General features: G+C 65.3%; 14 protein-coding genes. 13 read left to right on the forward strand and 1 reads right to left on the reverse strand.

What is annotated here, in order from left to right:
• The first annotated feature begins 140 nt into the window (after nt 1-140).
• From araB to mmsB, 6 genes are all read left to right on the forward strand, one after another.
• Nucleotides 141-1,811 carry a ribulokinase gene (araB, locus tag ACHQ4I_RS32180; RefSeq protein ID WP_420775641.1) on the forward strand — a complete coding sequence of 557 codons (1,671 nt, stop codon included), beginning with the start codon at nt 141-143 and terminating at the stop codon, nt 1,809-1,811.
• Nucleotides 1,808-2,503: an L-ribulose-5-phosphate 4-epimerase gene (locus ACHQ4I_RS32185; protein ID WP_420775642.1), complete on the forward strand. Its 696-nt coding sequence runs from the start codon at nt 1,808-1,810 to the stop codon at nt 2,501-2,503. Before araB ends, ACHQ4I_RS32185 begins: the two co-directional genes overlap by 4 nt.
• A 32-nt stretch (nt 2,504-2,535) precedes the next feature.
• Nucleotides 2,536-3,930, forward strand: coding sequence for an L-fucose/L-arabinose isomerase family protein (locus ACHQ4I_RS32190; protein ID WP_420775643.1), 1,395 nt, complete (start codon nt 2,536-2,538; stop codon nt 3,928-3,930).
• Nucleotides 3,931-3,945: 15 nt separating this feature from the next.
• The gene (gene chvE, locus ACHQ4I_RS32195; RefSeq protein WP_420775644.1) at nt 3,946-5,040 is read left to right on the forward strand and encodes a multiple monosaccharide ABC transporter substrate-binding protein; all 1,095 of its coding nucleotides are present in this window, start codon (nt 3,946-3,948) and stop codon (nt 5,038-5,040) included.
• Nucleotides 5,041-5,139: 99 nt separating this feature from the next.
• On the forward strand, nt 5,140-6,693 hold the full coding sequence (gene mmsA / locus ACHQ4I_RS32200) for a multiple monosaccharide ABC transporter ATP-binding protein (RefSeq protein WP_420775645.1): 1,554 nt from the start codon (nt 5,140-5,142) through the stop codon (nt 6,691-6,693).
• Complete coding sequence (gene mmsB, locus ACHQ4I_RS32205) at nt 6,690-8,012, forward strand: multiple monosaccharide ABC transporter permease (RefSeq protein WP_420775646.1); 1,323 nt, start codon at nt 6,690-6,692, stop codon at nt 8,010-8,012. The genes mmsA and mmsB overlap by 4 nt, the downstream gene beginning before the upstream one ends.
• Before the next feature lie 42 nt (nt 8,013-8,054).
• Here the strand turns inward: mmsB and ACHQ4I_RS32210 are convergent, their stop codons facing one another.
• On the reverse strand, nt 8,055-9,125 hold the full coding sequence (locus ACHQ4I_RS32210; RefSeq protein ID WP_420775647.1) for a LacI family DNA-binding transcriptional regulator: 1,071 nt from the start codon (nt 9,123-9,125) through the stop codon (nt 8,055-8,057).
• A gap of 231 nt (nt 9,126-9,356) precedes the next feature.
• On the opposite strand from ACHQ4I_RS32210, the gene ACHQ4I_RS32215 reads away from it, so the two are divergent.
• The 7 genes from ACHQ4I_RS32215 (at nt 9,357) to ACHQ4I_RS32245 (ending at nt 16,477) form a co-directional block, all read left to right on the forward strand.
• Nucleotides 9,357-10,316, forward strand: coding sequence for an ABC transporter substrate-binding protein (locus ACHQ4I_RS32215; protein WP_420775648.1), 960 nt, complete (start codon nt 9,357-9,359; stop codon nt 10,314-10,316).
• Between the two features lie 13 nt (nt 10,317-10,329).
• On the forward strand, nt 10,330-11,862 hold the full coding sequence (locus ACHQ4I_RS32220; protein ID WP_420775649.1) for a sugar ABC transporter ATP-binding protein: 1,533 nt from the start codon (nt 10,330-10,332) through the stop codon (nt 11,860-11,862).
• The gene (locus ACHQ4I_RS32225; RefSeq protein WP_420775650.1) at nt 11,859-12,896 is read left to right on the forward strand and encodes an ABC transporter permease; all 1,038 of its coding nucleotides are present in this window, start codon (nt 11,859-11,861) and stop codon (nt 12,894-12,896) included. The genes ACHQ4I_RS32220 and ACHQ4I_RS32225 overlap by 4 nt, the downstream gene beginning before the upstream one ends.
• On the forward strand, nt 12,893-13,906 hold the full coding sequence (gene yjfF, locus ACHQ4I_RS32230; RefSeq protein WP_420775651.1) for a galactofuranose ABC transporter, permease protein YjfF: 1,014 nt from the start codon (nt 12,893-12,895) through the stop codon (nt 13,904-13,906). Before ACHQ4I_RS32225 ends, yjfF begins: the two co-directional genes overlap by 4 nt.
• Nucleotides 13,907-14,037: 131 nt before the next feature.
• Entirely contained in the window at nt 14,038-15,051 is a 1,014-nt protein-coding gene (locus tag ACHQ4I_RS32235; RefSeq protein WP_420775652.1) for an NADP-dependent oxidoreductase, read from the forward strand.
• Nucleotides 15,051-15,860, forward strand: coding sequence for an SDR family oxidoreductase (locus ACHQ4I_RS32240; RefSeq protein ID WP_420775653.1), 810 nt, complete (start codon nt 15,051-15,053; stop codon nt 15,858-15,860). The genes ACHQ4I_RS32235 and ACHQ4I_RS32240 overlap by 1 nt, the downstream gene beginning before the upstream one ends.
• Nucleotides 15,857-16,477 (forward strand): HAD family hydrolase, encoded by a 621-nt coding sequence (locus ACHQ4I_RS32245; RefSeq protein ID WP_420775654.1) that lies wholly within the window; start codon nt 15,857-15,859, stop codon nt 16,475-16,477. The genes ACHQ4I_RS32240 and ACHQ4I_RS32245 overlap by 4 nt, the downstream gene beginning before the upstream one ends.
• The last annotated feature ends 37 nt before the right edge of the window (nt 16,478-16,514 follow it).

The following is a 16,514-nucleotide window of genomic DNA, read 5'->3' on the forward strand; positions in this document are numbered from 1 at the left end:
AGCAACTTGCCCGTGCGACACTCCGCGCTCGGCCACGCCTCGAAGGTGAGCGATCACAACGTACCAAACGGGCGAGTCCTTGACACGGAGCAAATGTTCGCGCTAACAATGTTCGCGTTAACATTGTTAGGAGCGTCACAGTGGCGGACACGTATGTGGTGGGTGTCGACTTCGGCACGTTGTCCGGGCGGGCAGTTGTTGTCAGGGTGCGCGATGGGGCCGAGTTCGCTAGTGCGGTAAGCGAATACCGGCACGGGGTCATCGATCGGAAGCTGCCGGTGAGTGGCGTCGAGCTGCCTCCGGATTGGGCGCTGCAGGATCCTGAGGACTATCTCGATGTGCTGCGGACGGCGGTGCCTGCGGCGCTGGTCGAATCGGGGGTCGACCCGGCCGATGTGATCGGGATTGCTACGGATTTCACGGCGTGTACGGTGCTGCCCACGCTTGCCGACGGAACACCGCTGTGTCGGGTGCCGGAGTTCACGGGGCGACCGCATGCCTATCCGAAGTTGTGGAAACACCATGCGGCACAACCGCAGGCGGATCGGATCAATGCCCTTGCCCATGAGCGGGGTGAGCCGTGGATCAACCGATATGGCGGCAAGATCTCGGCGGAATGGCAGTTCGCCAAGGCGCTGCAGATGTTGGAAGAGGATCCGGGGATCTATGCCCGGACCGAGCGTTTCATCGAGGCGGCCGACTGGATTGTCTGGCAGCTGTGCGGTCAGGAGACACGAAACGTCTGTACCGCTGGTTACAAGGGAATTCACCAGGACGGAGGTTGGCCGAGCGGCGACTATCTCGCCGCACTCGATCCGGACTTCGCCGATTTCGCCGTCGGCAAGCTGGTCCACCCGCTGTCCCCGCTCGGTGGTCGTGCCGGCGGCCTGACCGCGCGGGCAGCGGGTTGGACGGGGCTGCGGGCCGGGATCGCGGTGGCGGTCGGAAATGTCGACGCGCACGTCACCGCACCGGCCGCGCAGGCCGTCGACAACGGGCAATTGCTCGCGGTGATGGGCACCTCCACCTGCCATGTCATGAACAGCGATCACCTCGCAGAGGTGCCGGGGATGTGCGGAGTAGTGGATGGCGGAATCATCAGTGGCAGTTGGGGATACGAGGCCGGGCAGAGTGGGGTCGGCGATATCTTCGCGTGGTTCGTCGACTCGTCGCTGCCGGGGCGCTATCACACCGAGGCCGCTGCGCGCGGCATGGACGCCCACGCTTATCTGAGTGAGCTGGCGCAGCGGCAGCGGGTCGGCGAACACGGCCTGGTCGCGCTGGACTGGCACAGCGGAAACCGCTCGGTGCTCGTCGACCACGATCTGTCCGGGATCCTGGTCGGCCTCACCCTCGCGACCAAACCCGAGGACATCTATCGCGCATTGCTGGAGGCCACCGCCTTCGGCACCCGCACCATCATCGAATCCTTCGATACCGCAGGCGTTCCCGTTCGCGAACTCGTGATTGCCGGTGGCCTGCTGAAGAACTCGTTGCTGATGCAGATCTATGCCGATGTGACGCGGCTACCGCTGTCGATCATCGGCTCGGATCAGGGCCCGGCGCTCGGCGCGGCCATCCACGCCGCGGTCGCCGCCGGGGCCTACCCGGACGTCCGTGCCGCCGCCAAGGCGATGGGCCGGGTGCACCGCAACGCCTATCTCCCCGATCCCGCCCGCGCCGCCGCCTACGACGCCATCTACGCCGAATACCAAGCCCTACACGACCATTTCGGCCGCGGCGGCACCGAGGTGTTGCACCGGCTGCGACGCATCCGTAATGACGCCCGAAGGGAAGTTGCCACCGCATGAGCGAGCGAACAGTAGGCACAGCCGAGCCAACGGTCGCGGCCGTCATTACCGACCTGCGCAAGCAGCTCGTCGATCTGCATCGAGAACTGTTGCGCTGGGGTCTGGTGGTGTGGACCGCGGGCAACGTCTCCGCCCGGGTACCCGGCGAGCAGTTGCTGGTCATCAAGCCGAGCGGGGTGTCCTACGACGAACTCACCCCGAACTCGATGGTGGTCTGCGATTTCGACGGCAGGCTGGTCGAGGGCGATCTGTCGCCGTCCAGCGATACCGCCGCACACGCCTATATCTACCGGGCGATGCCCGAGGTGGGCGGCGTGGTGCATACCCATTCGACCTACGCGAGCGCGTGGGCCGCACGCGCGGAACCGATTCCGTGTGCGCTGACCGCCATGGCCGATGAGTTCGGCGGCGAAATTCCGGTCGGCCCCTTCGCGCTCATCGGCAACGACGATATCGGCCGGGGTGTGGTCGCGACGCTGTCGGGCCACCGCTCCCCCGCCGTCCTGATGCGCAATCACGGCGTCTTCGCGGTCGGGCGCGACGCCCGCGCCGCGGTCAAGGCCGCCGTCATGTGTGAGGACGTGGCTCGCACCGTGCATATCGCGCGCCAGCTCGGTGAACCGGTCCCCATCGCGCAGGCCGATGTGGACAGCCTGCACGACCGCTACCAGAACGTGTACGGCCAGCACTGAATTCCGGCCGCCGACAAAGGAGTACGTCCTCGATGAACCAGAAACCACGCATCGGCCTACTCGGCATCATGCAGGCGCTCTACGACGAGATGATCCCGGGCATCGCCGAGCGCCAGGACAGCTACGCCCACGAGATCGCCGAACAACTCGCCGATCTCGCCGATTGGACCATCGGACGCCCTGTCAAGAACCGGCGTGACGCCGAGGCGGTGATGCGAAAATTCGTCAATGCCGATCTCGACGGCGTCATGGTGGTGATGCTCACCTATGGCCCGGCGATGCGGGTGGCCCGATTGTTCAACGAGAACCGACTTCCGGTGCTACTGGCCAATATTCAGCCCGAACCGTCCGTCACCCCGGCCTGGGATATGGCGGATATGACCTACAACCAGGGCATCCACGGCGCTCAGGACACCGCTAACGCGATGGTCCGCGCCGACCGTCCGTTCACAGTGCTGACCGACGATTGGCGTGCACCGGAATTCGCTGTGCGCGTTGATCGTTGGGCGCGGGCCGCGCGTGCGATCACCGCATGGCGGTCGCTCAAGGTCGGCGTATTCGGCTACGCCATGAACGATATGGGCGATATCCGCGTCGACGAGAACGCGCTGCTGCGCGCGCTCGGTCCGGAGATCAGCTTCGTCGCACCCGGCGACCTCTACCGTGGCAGCCAAGCGGTCACCGATGACGACGTCGCGGCGCTGTTGGCTTGGGAAGACCGGGAATTCGTGATCGATCCAGCACTGACCGGTGCGGAACGCGAAGACCACGCCCGGATGCAGATCGCCATCGAACGCATTCTCATCGACCGTGGCTATGGTGCGTACTCGACGCATTTCGACGCGATCGGCGAGGACGGCCGGTTCCGGCGGCTGCCGCTGGCCGCGGCATCGAGTCTGATGGCCAAGGGGTACGGCTACGGCGCCGAGGGCGATGCGATGGCCGCCGCCATGGTCTACGCGGGACATCAGCTGATCGGCGACGGCCATTTCACCGAGATGTATGCGATGGACTTCCCCTCCGACTCGATCCTGATGAGCCATATGGGCGAAGGGAATTGGCGGATCGCCCGCACCGATGAGCCGGTCCGGCTGATCCGGCGCGAGCTCGGCATCGGCAAGCTCGACGAGCCGCCGACCTTCCTGTTCCGCTACCGGCCGGGGCCAGCGACGCTGGCCTGTCTGGTGTCGCTCGGCGGCGAAAAGTTCCGGCTGGTGGTGGCCGAGGGCACGGTGCTGGACAGCCGGGAACTGCCCGCACTGGAGATGCCCTACGGGCAGTTCCGGCCCGCGAGCGGCCTGCGTGCCTGCATGGATGGCTGGCTCACCGCCGGCGGCCCGCACCACCAGGTCATGAATATCGGCCACCACGCCGCCGACTGGCAGGTCTTCTGCCAGCTCGCCGGCATCGAGTTCGTCCAGGTCTAGTCAAGGAGTTGTGCCATGCCCACCATCAACCGACGCGGACTCTTCGCCGGCGCCGCCGGTGTCGCCGCGCTGTTGGCCGCCGCCGCGTGTTCCGTTGAGGACAGCGGGAATTCGTCCGCGGCCCGCGGCATGATCGGCATTGCCATGCCGACGAAATCCTCCGAACGCTGGGTCGCGGACGGCAACAATATCGTCAAGCAATTCAAGGACCTCGGCTACGACACCGATCTGCAATACGCCGAGGACGTCATCGAGACGCAGGTCTCGCAGATCGAGAACATGATCACCCGTGGCGTCAAAGCCCTGGTGATCGCGGCGATCGACAACAAATCGCTCACCGGCGTACTTCAGCAGGCCAAGACGAACAAGATCGCGGTGATCGCCTACGACCGGCTCATCCGCGACACCACGAACGTGGACTACTACGCGACCTTCGACAACTTCAAAGTCGGTGTGCTGGAGGCGAATTACATCGTGGACCGGCTCGGCCTGCGGGATGGCAAGGGTCCGTTCTCGATCGAATTGTTCGCCGGTTCCCCCGATGACAACAACACCTATTACTTCTTCAACGGCGCCATGTCGGTGATCCGGCCCTATCTCGACTCCGGCAAGCTGGTGGTCCGCTCCGGACAGACCGCCGTCGATCAGGTGACCACCCTGCGCTGGGACGGCGCCACGGCCCAGTCCCGGATGGAGAACCTGCTCAGCGCCAACTACTCCACCACGAATCTCGATGCCGTGCTGTCCCCCTACGACGGCCTCAGCATCGGCATCGTTTCGGCCCTCAAGGCGGTCGGCTATGGCCGGGGCGATAAGAAGATGCCGGTCGTCACCGGCCAGGATGCCGAGAAGGCGTCGGTGAAGTCGATCATCGCGGGCGAGCAGACCATGACCGTGTTCAAGGACACCCGCGACCTCGCCAAACGCGCCGTGCAGATGGTCAATGCGATCTTGACCAGCGGCACACCGGAAACCAATGACACCACCTCCTACGACAACGGCGCCAAGAAGGTGCCGTCGTATCTGCTGCAGCCGGTCTCGGTCGATAAGGACAACTACCGGAAGGTGCTCATCGACTCCGGCTACTACTCCGAGCGCGACTTCGCCTGACGACCAGGAAGGGCAGCCCCGCATGGCCGAGTCAGGACCCGGAGGAGGCGGCCTGCGTAACCACGGAGGGCCCCTCGGGCATGCAGAGAAGGACACAGCATGACCAAGCACATTCTCGAAATGCGCGGGATCACCATGGAATTCCCGGGTGTGAAAGCGCTCGACGCGGTGGATTTCGCGGTGGCCGACGGCGAAATCCACGCGCTGGTAGGCGAGAACGGCGCGGGCAAATCCACGCTCATGAAGGTGGTCAGCGGCGTCTACCCGCACGGCTCCTACAGCGGACAGATCCGCATGGACGGTACCGATGTGGCGTTCAAGGATATTCGCGGCAGCGAGGCGGCGGGTATCGCGATCATTCACCAGGAATTGGCGCTGGTGCCGCAGCTTTCCATCGCGGAGAACATCTTTCTCGGCAATGAACGGCTGCGCAGCTGGACCATCGACTGGCACGAGACCAACCGACAGGCAATGCTGCTGATGCGGCAGGTCGGTCTCGTGGAGGATCCCGAAACCCTGGTGGCCGCTCTGGGTGTCGGTAAACAGCAGCTGGTGGAGATCGCCAAGGCGCTGTCCGAACAGGTGCGATTGCTCATCCTCGACGAACCGACCGCGGCGCTCAACGAGACCGACAGCGCGAGCCTGCTCGCGCTCCTGCGGCAGCTGCGCGAACAGGGCATCACCTCGATCCTCATCTCGCACAAGCTCAATGAGGTTTTGGCCGTTGCCGATTCGATCACCGTACTGCGCGACGGCCGGACCATCGAGACCCTGGATGCGGCGGCCGCGGAGGTCACCGAGGATCGCATTATCAAGGGGATGGTCGGGCGCGATCTCGACCACCGGTTCCCGCCGCGGACGGATCCGCAGATCGGCGAGGTGTTCTTCGAGATCGCCGATTGGAATGTCGACCACCCGACCATTGCCGATCGCCGGATCGTCCGTGATGCCGCACTGAACGTGCGGCGCGGTGAGATCGTCGGCATCGCCGGATTGATGGGCGCCGGGCGCACGGAATTGGCGATGAGCGTTTTCGGCCGATCCTATGGCCGCAATATTCGCGGCACGATTCGCAAAGACGGTGCGGTACTGCGAGTTTCGTCGGTCAGAGATGCGATCGGCGCGGGGATCGCCTATGTCTCGGAGGATCGTAAGCAATACGGACTGATCCTCGACGAGGACATCCGGCGCAATATGACCCTCGCCAATCTTCCAGCGGTCTCCCGGCACACCGTCATCGATACCCACCGCGAGATCGTCGAAGCCGAGCGCCTGCGTACCCGGCTGACGGTGAAAACGCCGACGGTATTCCAGAAGGTGGGCAACCTCTCCGGCGGGAATCAGCAGAAGGTCGTGCTCGGCAAGTGGATCTTCACCGAACCCGATCTGCTGATCCTCGACGAGCCGACCCGCGGTATCGACGTCGGCGCCAAATACGAGATCTATCTGATCGTCCACCAGCTCGCCGCCGCCGGGAAGGGCGTGCTGATCATCTCCTCGGAACTGCCGGAACTACTCGGCCTGTGCGACCGCGTCTACGCGATGAGCCAGGGCCGTATTACCGGGGAACTCCCGAAACACGAAGCCACACAGGAGGCTGTCATGAAACTGATGACGCGTGGAACCGTCGCGGCCGAGGCGGTATCCGAATGACGTTGCTGGACAAGCTGGAGGACGGCGACGACACCTCCGCCGAGGTCATCGCGAGGGCCGTCGAGCAGAAACAGGTCGGCGCGCTAGCGGCCCTGCGCCGCACCCTGCGCGGCAATGTGCGCCAGTACGGCATGATCGTGGCGCTCGTGGTGATCACGCTGCTGTTCCAAATTCTCACCACGGCAAAGCTTTCCGATGGTGTCAGCCTTTTGACGCCGCTCAATGTCACCAATGTGATCCTGCAGAACGGCTACATCCTGGTGCTGGCCATCGGGATGATGCTGGTGATCATCAACGGGCACATCGACCTATCGGTCGGATCACTGTGCGCATTGGTCGGGGCGGTGACCGGTATCGCCATCGTGCAGTGGCATTGGCCGTGGCCGGTGGTCGTGCTGGCGGCCGTCGCCATGGGCGCGGCCATCGGTGCGTGGCAAGGGTATTGGATCGCATACGTCAAAATTCCGGCGTTCATCGTCACACTCGGCGGCATGCTGCTGTTCCGTGGTCTGGCGCAGCTGGTGCTCAAAGGTCAGTCGATCGGCCCGTTCCCGCAGGGCTTTGTGAATATCGCGGCCGGGTATCTCCCGAATTGGTTGCCACTGCATGCCGTCCAGTTCGCCGGATTCAATGGGATCGCGATACGGCTGCGCGTCGGCGAGCTGAATGGTTCGACCTTGCTCATCGGCGTGCTCGCGGTGGCGGCCCTGGTGTGGTCGCAATGGCGGGTGCGCCAGCGCCGCCATTCCTATGGTCTGCCTGCCGGACCGCGGTCGCTGTTCATCGCGAAATTGGCGGCGCTCGGCGCGGTCATCCTGGCATTCAGCTTCGTATTGGCTTCCTACAACGGGATTCCGATTATCGGCGTCATTCTGATCGTATTGATCGTGCTGTATTCGTTCGTCATGAACCGCTCGGTGATCGGGCGTCGGATCTATGCCGTCGGCGGCAACGAGAAGGCCGCACAGCTGTCCGGGGTGAACACCAAGGCCAATACGTTCTGGGTTTTCGTGAATATGGGCGTGCTCGCGGCGCTGGCCGGTGTCATCTTCGCGGCCAGGCTCGGTGCGGCAACTCCGAAAGCGGGACAGAACTTCGAGCTCGATGCCATTGCCGCGGCATTCGTCGGTGGCGCGTCGGCAAGCGGCGGCATCGGTACGGTCGTCGGCGCCATAGTCGGAGCACTGGTAATGGGCGTGATGAACAACGGCATGTCGATGCTCGGCGTCGGCAGCGACTGGCAGCTGGTCATCAAGGGCCTGGTGCTGCTGGCCGCAGTGGCGTTCGACGTCTACAACAAGAAGCGCGCGGCGGCCTGAGCTCCGTAGCGACTGCTTGCAGGTCGCTCGAAATGGTCGGCCTCACCGCTGGGCCGGCGCCGCCGTGCTGTCGCGCGTGATCAGCGTCGGCACCACCGATGGCGATGCCGGTTCGGCGGTGGCGCCGTCGAATTCCAAGAGCCGCAACAACATCTGCATACTGCGGCGGCCCACCTCGTCGAAGTCCTGTCGGATGGTCGTGAGCGGCGGTGAAAGGTAGGCGGCCTCCGGAATGTCGTCGAAGCCGACCACCGAGATGTCGGCGGGTACCCGGATACCGCGTTCGGTGAAGGCGCGCAGCATGCCGAGCGCCATCTGGTCATTGGCCGCGAATACCGCGGTCACATCGGGCTGCGCGGCGAGCAGCAGGCCCGCTTCGTAGCCGGACCGGGCACTCCAATCCCCGCCGATCACCGGAGGGATCGGCGCGCCCGCCGCCTCCAGCGTCCGTCGCCAGCCCTCGATGCGGTCGCGTGCCTCCAGCCAGTCACTGGGACCGGCGACCTGCCATACCGTGCGATGCCCGAGGTCGAGCAGATGCCGCACAGCCAGCCGGGCTCCCTCGACCTGATCCACCGAGACCGATGGCAAACCGCTGTCCTGTCCGGCCTCGACCGCGACGGCCAGCAGTCGTTCGGGCAGATTGTGCAGTGCCGCGGCGGCGGCCATCTGCGGGGCGATGACGATGATCCCATCAACCCCCTGATCGGCCAGACTGTTCGCGGCCGCCAGCACACTGGAGCGGTCCACCGTCTCCAACGCGAAGATGCTGACACCGTAACCCGCTGTGCGCGCGGCACGTTCGATGCCGAGCAGGGTGCACGCCGGGCCGTACAGGATGGTGTCGAAACTGACCACGCCGAGCATATTCGAGCGCCTGCTGACCAGCCCCCTGGCCATGGCGTTGGGGCGGTAGCCGAGTTGTTCGACGGCGCGCAGCACCCGCTCCCGGGTCTCCGGGCGCACGTTCGCGCTGCCATTCAGCACCCGCGACACGGTCTGATGGGAGACTCCGGCGAGTTTGGCGACATCGGTCATGACCGCGGGTCGCGCACCCGTCAGCCGAACCGCCGTTGAGGTGTCCCCGGCGGCAAATCCGTCCCTGTCCCTCACATCCCACCTTCCAAAGCGTCGAGTCGTCCCGATTCTCCCAGGTTAACGCTCACACGGCCGATCGCCGCACCACGACCCGAACTGCCGCGCTGACCTCGGCAACCGATATCCGGTCGTCGCCACCAGATTACGACCGTCAGAGCTCTTGACTAGATGAATGTTAGCGCTAACACTAACAGGGCTACCGCACCTCGGTGCAACACGTTTCACAATTCGAGGGAGAGCCCGATCGTGTTGAAGAGGCTTCTGATCACCGCCACCGCACTTGTCCTCACCGCAGCAACGGCCGTCGGCTGCGGCAGCTCGGGCAGCGACCGAACCGTACTCGGGTTCTCCCAGGTAGGCGCCGAAAGCGGCTGGCGCACCGCGAATACGAAATCCATCCAGGACGCCGCCTCCGCAGCCGGAATACAGCTGAAATTCGCTGACGCCCAACAGAAACAGGAAAACCAGATCAAGGCGATCCGCACCTTCATCCAGCAGCGCGTGGATGTCATCGCCTTCTCCCCCGTCGTCGCATCCGGATGGGACACCGTCCTGAAGGAGGCCAAGGACGCCAAGATTCCGGTGATACTCACCGACCGCGCGGTCGACTCGGCCGACACCTCGCTGTATGTGACCTTCCTCGGCTCGGATTTCGTCGAAGAGGGCCGCAGGGCGGCGAATTGGCTCGTCGACGCCACCAAGAACTCGAACGACACCGTGAATATCGCGGAGTTGCAGGGCACCACCGGATCCGCGCCCGCGACCGATCGGAAGAAGGGTTTCCAGGAGGTCATCGGCGCCGATCCGAAGTTCAAGATCATCGCATCGCAGACCGCGGAGTTCACCCGCGCCAAGGGCAAAGAGGTCATGCAGGCATTCCTGGCCGCGCACCGGGATATCAACGTGCTGTACGCACACAACGACGATATGGCCCTCGGCGCGATCCAGGCGATCGAGGAGGCCGGGCTGAAGCCGGGCAAGGACATCAAGATCATCTCGATCGACGGGACCCGAGATGCCTTCCAGGCCATGGCCGACGGCAAGATCAACGTCGTGGTCGAATGCAATCCGCTGCTCGGCCCGAAGCTGATGGAGATCACCAAGGATGTCGTCGCGGGTCGCCCGACGCCCAAGCGGATCGTCACCGACGAAGGCGTCTACACCCAGGACCAGGCCGCCGCGGCGCTGCCTACCCGGACATACTGAGCCGGAGCAGTGCATGTCGGAACCGACTGTCACACCCGCACTTCGGATGTCGGGCATCGTCAAACGTTTCGCCGGGGTCACCGCACTGTCCGAGGTGGGCCTGCGACTGTTCCCCGGTGAGATACACGCACTGGTCGGTGAGAACGGTGCGGGCAAATCCACCCTCATCAAGGTGCTCACCGGAATTCACGACGCCGATGCCGGGACCATCGAACTCGACGGTCACCCAGTGCGATTCACCGGCCCGCAGCAGGCGCTGCGGGCCGGGGTGAGCACCGTCTATCAGGAAGTGAATCTGTGCCCGAATCTGTCGGTCGCGGAGAACATCTACATCGGACGGGAACCGCGGCGGGCCGGTCTGATCCGCTTCGCCGCGATGCGTCGCGATGCCGCCCGACTGCTCGACAGACTGCGTCTGAACATCGATGTGGCCGCCCAACTCGGCTCGTATTCGCTTGCGGTGCAACAGCTTATTGCCATCGCCCGAGCAGTCGACCTGGATGCGAAGGTCCTCATCCTGGACGAGCCCACCTCATCGCTGGACACCGGTGAGGTCGAGCAGCTGTTCGCGGTGATGCGCAGACTCGCCGCCGAGGGCGTGGCGATCGGGTTCGTCACCCACTTCCTCGATCAGATCTTCGAAATCTGCGACCGGGCAACCGTGCTGCGCAATGGAACCCTGGTCGGCGAGTATCCGGTGGCGCAGCTGGACCAGAAGGATCTCATCGCGCACATGCTCGGCACGGCGCTGAGCACACTGGACGAGATCGAGCACGAGAAACCGGATCCGGCGGTGGTGGCGCGCCACGATCCGCTGCTGCAGGCAACGGGGATCGGCGGGCGCCGCGATTCCGTTGCGCCGTTCGATCTCACCGTCCGCGGTGGCGAAGTCGTCGGGTTGGCCGGGCTGCTCGGCTCCGGCCGCACCGAAGTGGCGCGACTGCTCTTCGGCGCCGACCGCGCGTCCACCGGGAATCTCCGCGTGGCGGGCATACCGACGGCACTGCGCTCGCCGCGTGTCGCGATCGACCACCGGATCGCCTTCTGCCCCGAAGATCGCAAATCCCAGGGCCTGATCCTCGACCTGTCGGTGCGCGACAATATCGTGCTCGCGGTCCAGGCCGCGCGCGGCTGGGCTCGGCCGCTGTCGGCGCGCAAACGCGATGAACTCGTCGCCGGATACATCACCTCGCTGCGAATCGTCCCGGCCGATCCGGATACGCCGGTGAAATTCCTCAGCGGCGGCAACCAGCAGAAGGTTCTGCTGGCCCGCTGGCTGGCCACTGAGCCGAAACTGCTGATCCTCGACGAACCGACCCGCGGCATCGATATCGGCGCCAAGGCGGAAATCCAGCGGCTGGTCATCTCGCTGTCCGAGGAGGGCATGTCGGTGCTGTTCATCTCCGCCGAACTCGAGGAAGTGCTGCGGCTGAGTCACAAGGTGGCGATCCTGCGCGATCGGCGGCTGGTCGCCGAACTGGTCAACGATGCCACTTTGACCATGGATCGGCTCACCGAAACCATTGCGAGCGGAGCAGTTTCATGACGATCATCCGAAACCACCTGTTCTGGCCCGCTGCCGCGCTCATCGCGCTGCTGATCGTCAACGTCGCGTTCACGCCCGGATTCCTCTCGATTCGGATCCAGGACGGACACCTCTACGGCAGCCTCATCGATATCCTGCGCTACGGCGCACCACTGGTGCTGATTTCGCTCGGCATGACGCTGGTCATCGCTACCCGTGGCATCGACCTTTCGGTCGGCACGGTCGTGGCGATCGCGGGCGCGCTGGCCTGTCTGCACATCAGCACCATGCCGGATCAGGCCGATGCCGGTGGCGTCGCCGTCGCCGTGCTGATCGCGCTCGGCGTGGCGGTCGCGCTCGGCCTCTGGAATGGAATTCTGGTGGCGCGCTTCGGGATTCAGCCGATCGTGGCGACTCTGATCCTCATGGTGGCCGGACGCGGTGTCGCACAGCTGATTACGTCGGGCCAGATCATCACGATCAACAGTTCGCCGTACAAGGTCATCGGTGGCGGCTATCTGCTCGGGCTGCCGGTTCCGGTCCTGGTCGCGGCCGCGGTGTTCGTCGGGCTCGCGGTGTTATTGCGGCGCAGTGCGCTCGGGCTGCTGCTGGAGTCGGTGGGCGGTAATGCCGAGGCAGCGCGTCTGGTCGGTATACGGGCCGGTGGTCTCATCGTCGCCGTATACGCGGTCTGCGCATGCTGTGCGGCGATCGCGGGACTGATGATCAGTTCGAATGTCTCTGCGGCGGACGGCAATAACGCCGGACTGTGGATCGAACTCGATGCGATTCTCGCCGTCGTCATCGGCGGTACCGCGCTGACCGGTGGGCGATTTCAGCTCGGCGGCACCGTCCTCGGGGCATTGGTGATCCAGACCCTCACCACCACGATCTACACCGTCGGGGTGCCACCGGAGACGACGCTGGTTTCCAAGGCGGTCGTGGTGATCGCGGTATGTCTGATCCAGTCACCGGCGTTCCGCGCCAAGGTTTTCCGCCGTCGCCGCCAACTCCAACCAGGCATCGCATCGACACCGACGGAGGCGAGTGCATGAACGTGCTGACCCAGGCCCGTGCCGTCCGCCCGGTGCTGCGCCGACCCACGATTCGCGGACACCGCAGCCGGTACATTCCGGTGCTGGCCACCGCGGCACTGTTCGCCGTCATCTACGGCGTCGGGGTGATCCGCTACCCGGCATTCGGCTATCCGCAGGTTTTCGTGAACCTGTTCATAGACAACGCCTTTCTGCTCGTCCTCGCCGTCGGGACGACCTTCGTCATCCTGACCGGCGGCATCGACCTGTCCGTCGGTGCGGTGCTGGCGCTGTCGACGGTGGTCTCGGCGTGGCTGGTGACCGTGCACGGGTGGCCGCCGCTGCTGGTCATGCCGCTCATGCTGGTCGGCGGCACGCTCTTCGGAGCCGCGATGGGCGCGGTTATCCACTACTTCGAGATCCAGCCGTTCATCGTGACGCTGGCCGGCATGTTCCTCGCGCGTGGGCTGGCGTATGTGATCAGCACGGATTCGATCACGATCACCGACCCCGTGTACACGGATCTGGCGCAGCGTCGATTCCGGCTCGGCGGGGACGTATTCCTGACGGTGGGCATGATCGTCGCGCTGGTGATCGTCGCCGCGGCCTTCGTCGTCCTGCACTACACCCGACTGGGTCGCACCGCCTACGCGATCGGCGGCAACGAACAGTCGGCGCTCATGATGGGGCTGCCGGTGGCCCGGACCAAGGTCGCCGTGTACGCGATCAGCGGCTTCTGCTCGGCACTCGCGGGCATCCTCTTCACCCTCTACACCCTGTCCGGCTGGAGCCTGCACGCCGTCGGCATGGAACTCGACGCCATCGCGGCCGTCGTCATCGGCGGCACCCTGCTCACCGGCGGCTCCGGATTCGTCCTCGGCTCGGTACTCGGCGTACTGACCCTCGGCGTGATCCAGACCATCATCAGCTTCGAAGGCACCCTGAGTTCCTGGTGGACCAAGATCTTCATCGGCGTCCTGCTACTGGCCTTCATCCTGCTGCAACGCACCATCGGAACCCGCGATGGATAAATACCTCGTGAGACAACGGCGTGGTCACATGGCCCGGCAATTGAATCCGACGTCAACTTCAATTAACCTCTGAGCTATCCGGCAACCGGCCCTGGACGCACGGTCGCGCATGAACATGGAGGTTTCCGCTCGTGAAGAGCCGAGAGGTGCATCTGGTGGCCCGGCCCACCGGCGAACCCGCACCATCCGATTTTCGGATGGCGACCACGGATGTCCCCGATCCGGGCAGCGGGCAGTTGCTGGTGCGCAATGACTGGATGTCGGTCGATCCGTATATGCGCAACCGCATGAACGACGTGAAGTCCTACATTCCGCCGTTCCGGCTCGACAAGCCGATGGACGGCGGGGCGGTCGGTACCGTCGTCGCCTCGGGTGTACCGGGAATCGACGTCGGCGCGACTGTGCTGCACGATCTCGGGTGGCGGGAGTACGCCCTGCTGGACTCCGAAAAGGCGCGCGTGGTCGATACCGCGCTGGTCCCGGCCGAGGCCTATCTCGGTCCCCTCGGCATTCCCGGACTGACGGCGTATGTGGGTCTGAAGGAAATCGCGCCGGTCCGTCCGGGTGATGTCGTGTTCATCTCGGGCGCGGCGGGAGCCGTCGGTCTGGCCGCCTGTCGGGTGGCCAGGCACTTCGGTGCGGCCAGGATCATCGGGTCGGCGGGTGGTCCGGAGAAGGCGCGGCGGCTGGTCGAGGAGTTCGGCTACGACGCCGCGATCGACTACCGGGCGGGCAGTCTGGGGAAACGGTTGCACGAGGCAGCCCCGGACGGCATCGACGTCTACTTCGACAATGTCGGCGGGGACCATTTGCAGGCGGCGATCGGCTCGATGCGCGACTTCGGCCGAATCGCGCTGTGCGGAGCCGTCGCCGGGTACAACGCCGCAACCCCGCCGCCCGGCCCGCAGAATCTGGCGCTGGCGGTGGTGCGCCGACTGTCGTTGCGCGGCTTTATCGTCACCGACCACAATGACCTCGCACCGGAGTACGCGGCGCTCGCGGCGGACTGGGTACGCGACGGCAGTCTGCGCGTCCCCACCACGGTGCTGACAGGCATCGACAATGCCGTCGATGCCTTCCTCGGCCTGCTGCGCGGCGCCAATACCGGCAAGATGCTGGTCCGTCTGAATACCGAGGAGAACTGATGCACGTGGAAAACGCGGTCGCGATCGTCACCGGCGCCGCGGGCGGCATCGGCGCGGCCATCGCGCAACGCCTGCTCGAGCACGGAGCCCGGGTCCTGATCACCGACCGCGACGCCGACCGGCTCACGGCGACCACAGGTCTGCTGGCCGACAAGTTCCCCGGCGCGGTCGTCGGGCAGACCGGTGACGCCGCATCCGAATCCGATCTCCGTGCGCTCATCGACACCGCGACAACCGAATTCGGCCCCGTCGATATGTTCTTCGCGAACGCCGGTATCGGCGGCGGGCCCGGACTGGACGCCACCGAGCCGCAGTGGGAGCAAGCACTCGAGGTCAACACCCTGGCCCACGTGCGGGCGGCGCGGTTGCTCGTGCCCGGCTGGCTGGAGCGCGGCGGCGGCTACTTCGTGAGCACCGCATCGGCGGCGGGACTGCTCACCCAGATCGGTTCGGCCACCTACACGGTCTCCAAGCACGCGGCCGTCGGGTTCGCCGAATGGCTGTCGGTGACCTACGGGGATCGCGGTGTGCGGGTCAGCTGCCTGTGTCCGATGGGTGTCGATACCGCCCTGCTCACCGGACTCGGCACGGACGGCGGATCCGACGGCGATCTGGCCACCCGCGCCGTCACCGGAGCCGGGGCGGTGCTGGCTCCCCTCGACGTGGCCGATCGGGTGATCGAGGCGATCGAGGCCGAACGCTTCCTCGTGCTGCCGCATGCGGAGGTCCGAGAATTCCTGCACCGCAAGGTCTCCGACCATGACCGGTGGATCGCGGGCATGCAGCGCTACCGGAGGTCGCTCGAATGACCGGGCGCACCGCAGTGCTGTTCGACTTCGGCGGGGTGCTCACCACCGCCGTGCTCGCCGCCTTCGCCGAATTCGGTGCCGAGCTGGGTGACCCGCGGCTACCGCTGCGACTGCTCACCCGCGATCCGGAAAGCAGTGCGCTGCTGGTGGATCACGAAGAGGGCCGCATCGGTCAGCGTGAATTCGAGGCAGGGTTCGCGCGGCGACTGCGCGCACACGGCGTCGATATCGACGATGCCGGCCTGGTCGATCGCATCCAGTCCCGGCTGCTTCCCGACCCGGAGATGATCCGGCTGGTCGCGGATGTCCGCGCGGCGGGCTATCGCGTCGGCCTGCTGTCGAATTCGCTCGGCGACGACTGCTACGCGGGCTTCGACCTGCCGACCATGTTCGACGCGGTGACCATCTCCGCGGATATCGGTACCCGCAAACCGTCGCGCCGGGCCTATCTCATCGGCTGCGAACGGCTCGGTGTCGCGCCGGGGCAGACCATCATGGTCGACGACCTCGAGCAGAACATCACCGCGGCCGAACTGCTCGGACTCGGCGGCATCGTGCACCGCGACGCCGCATCGACGGCGGCCCGGTTGTGGCCCGCGCTACAAAACCCCAGCTGATCCACCCACCTTGCGGCGCAGTCGGTTTCGACAGCTC

This window comes from Nocardia nepalensis (genome assembly GCF_048910785.1).
Classification (GTDB): domain Bacteria; phylum Actinomycetota; class Actinomycetes; order Mycobacteriales; family Mycobacteriaceae; genus Nocardia; species Nocardia nepalensis.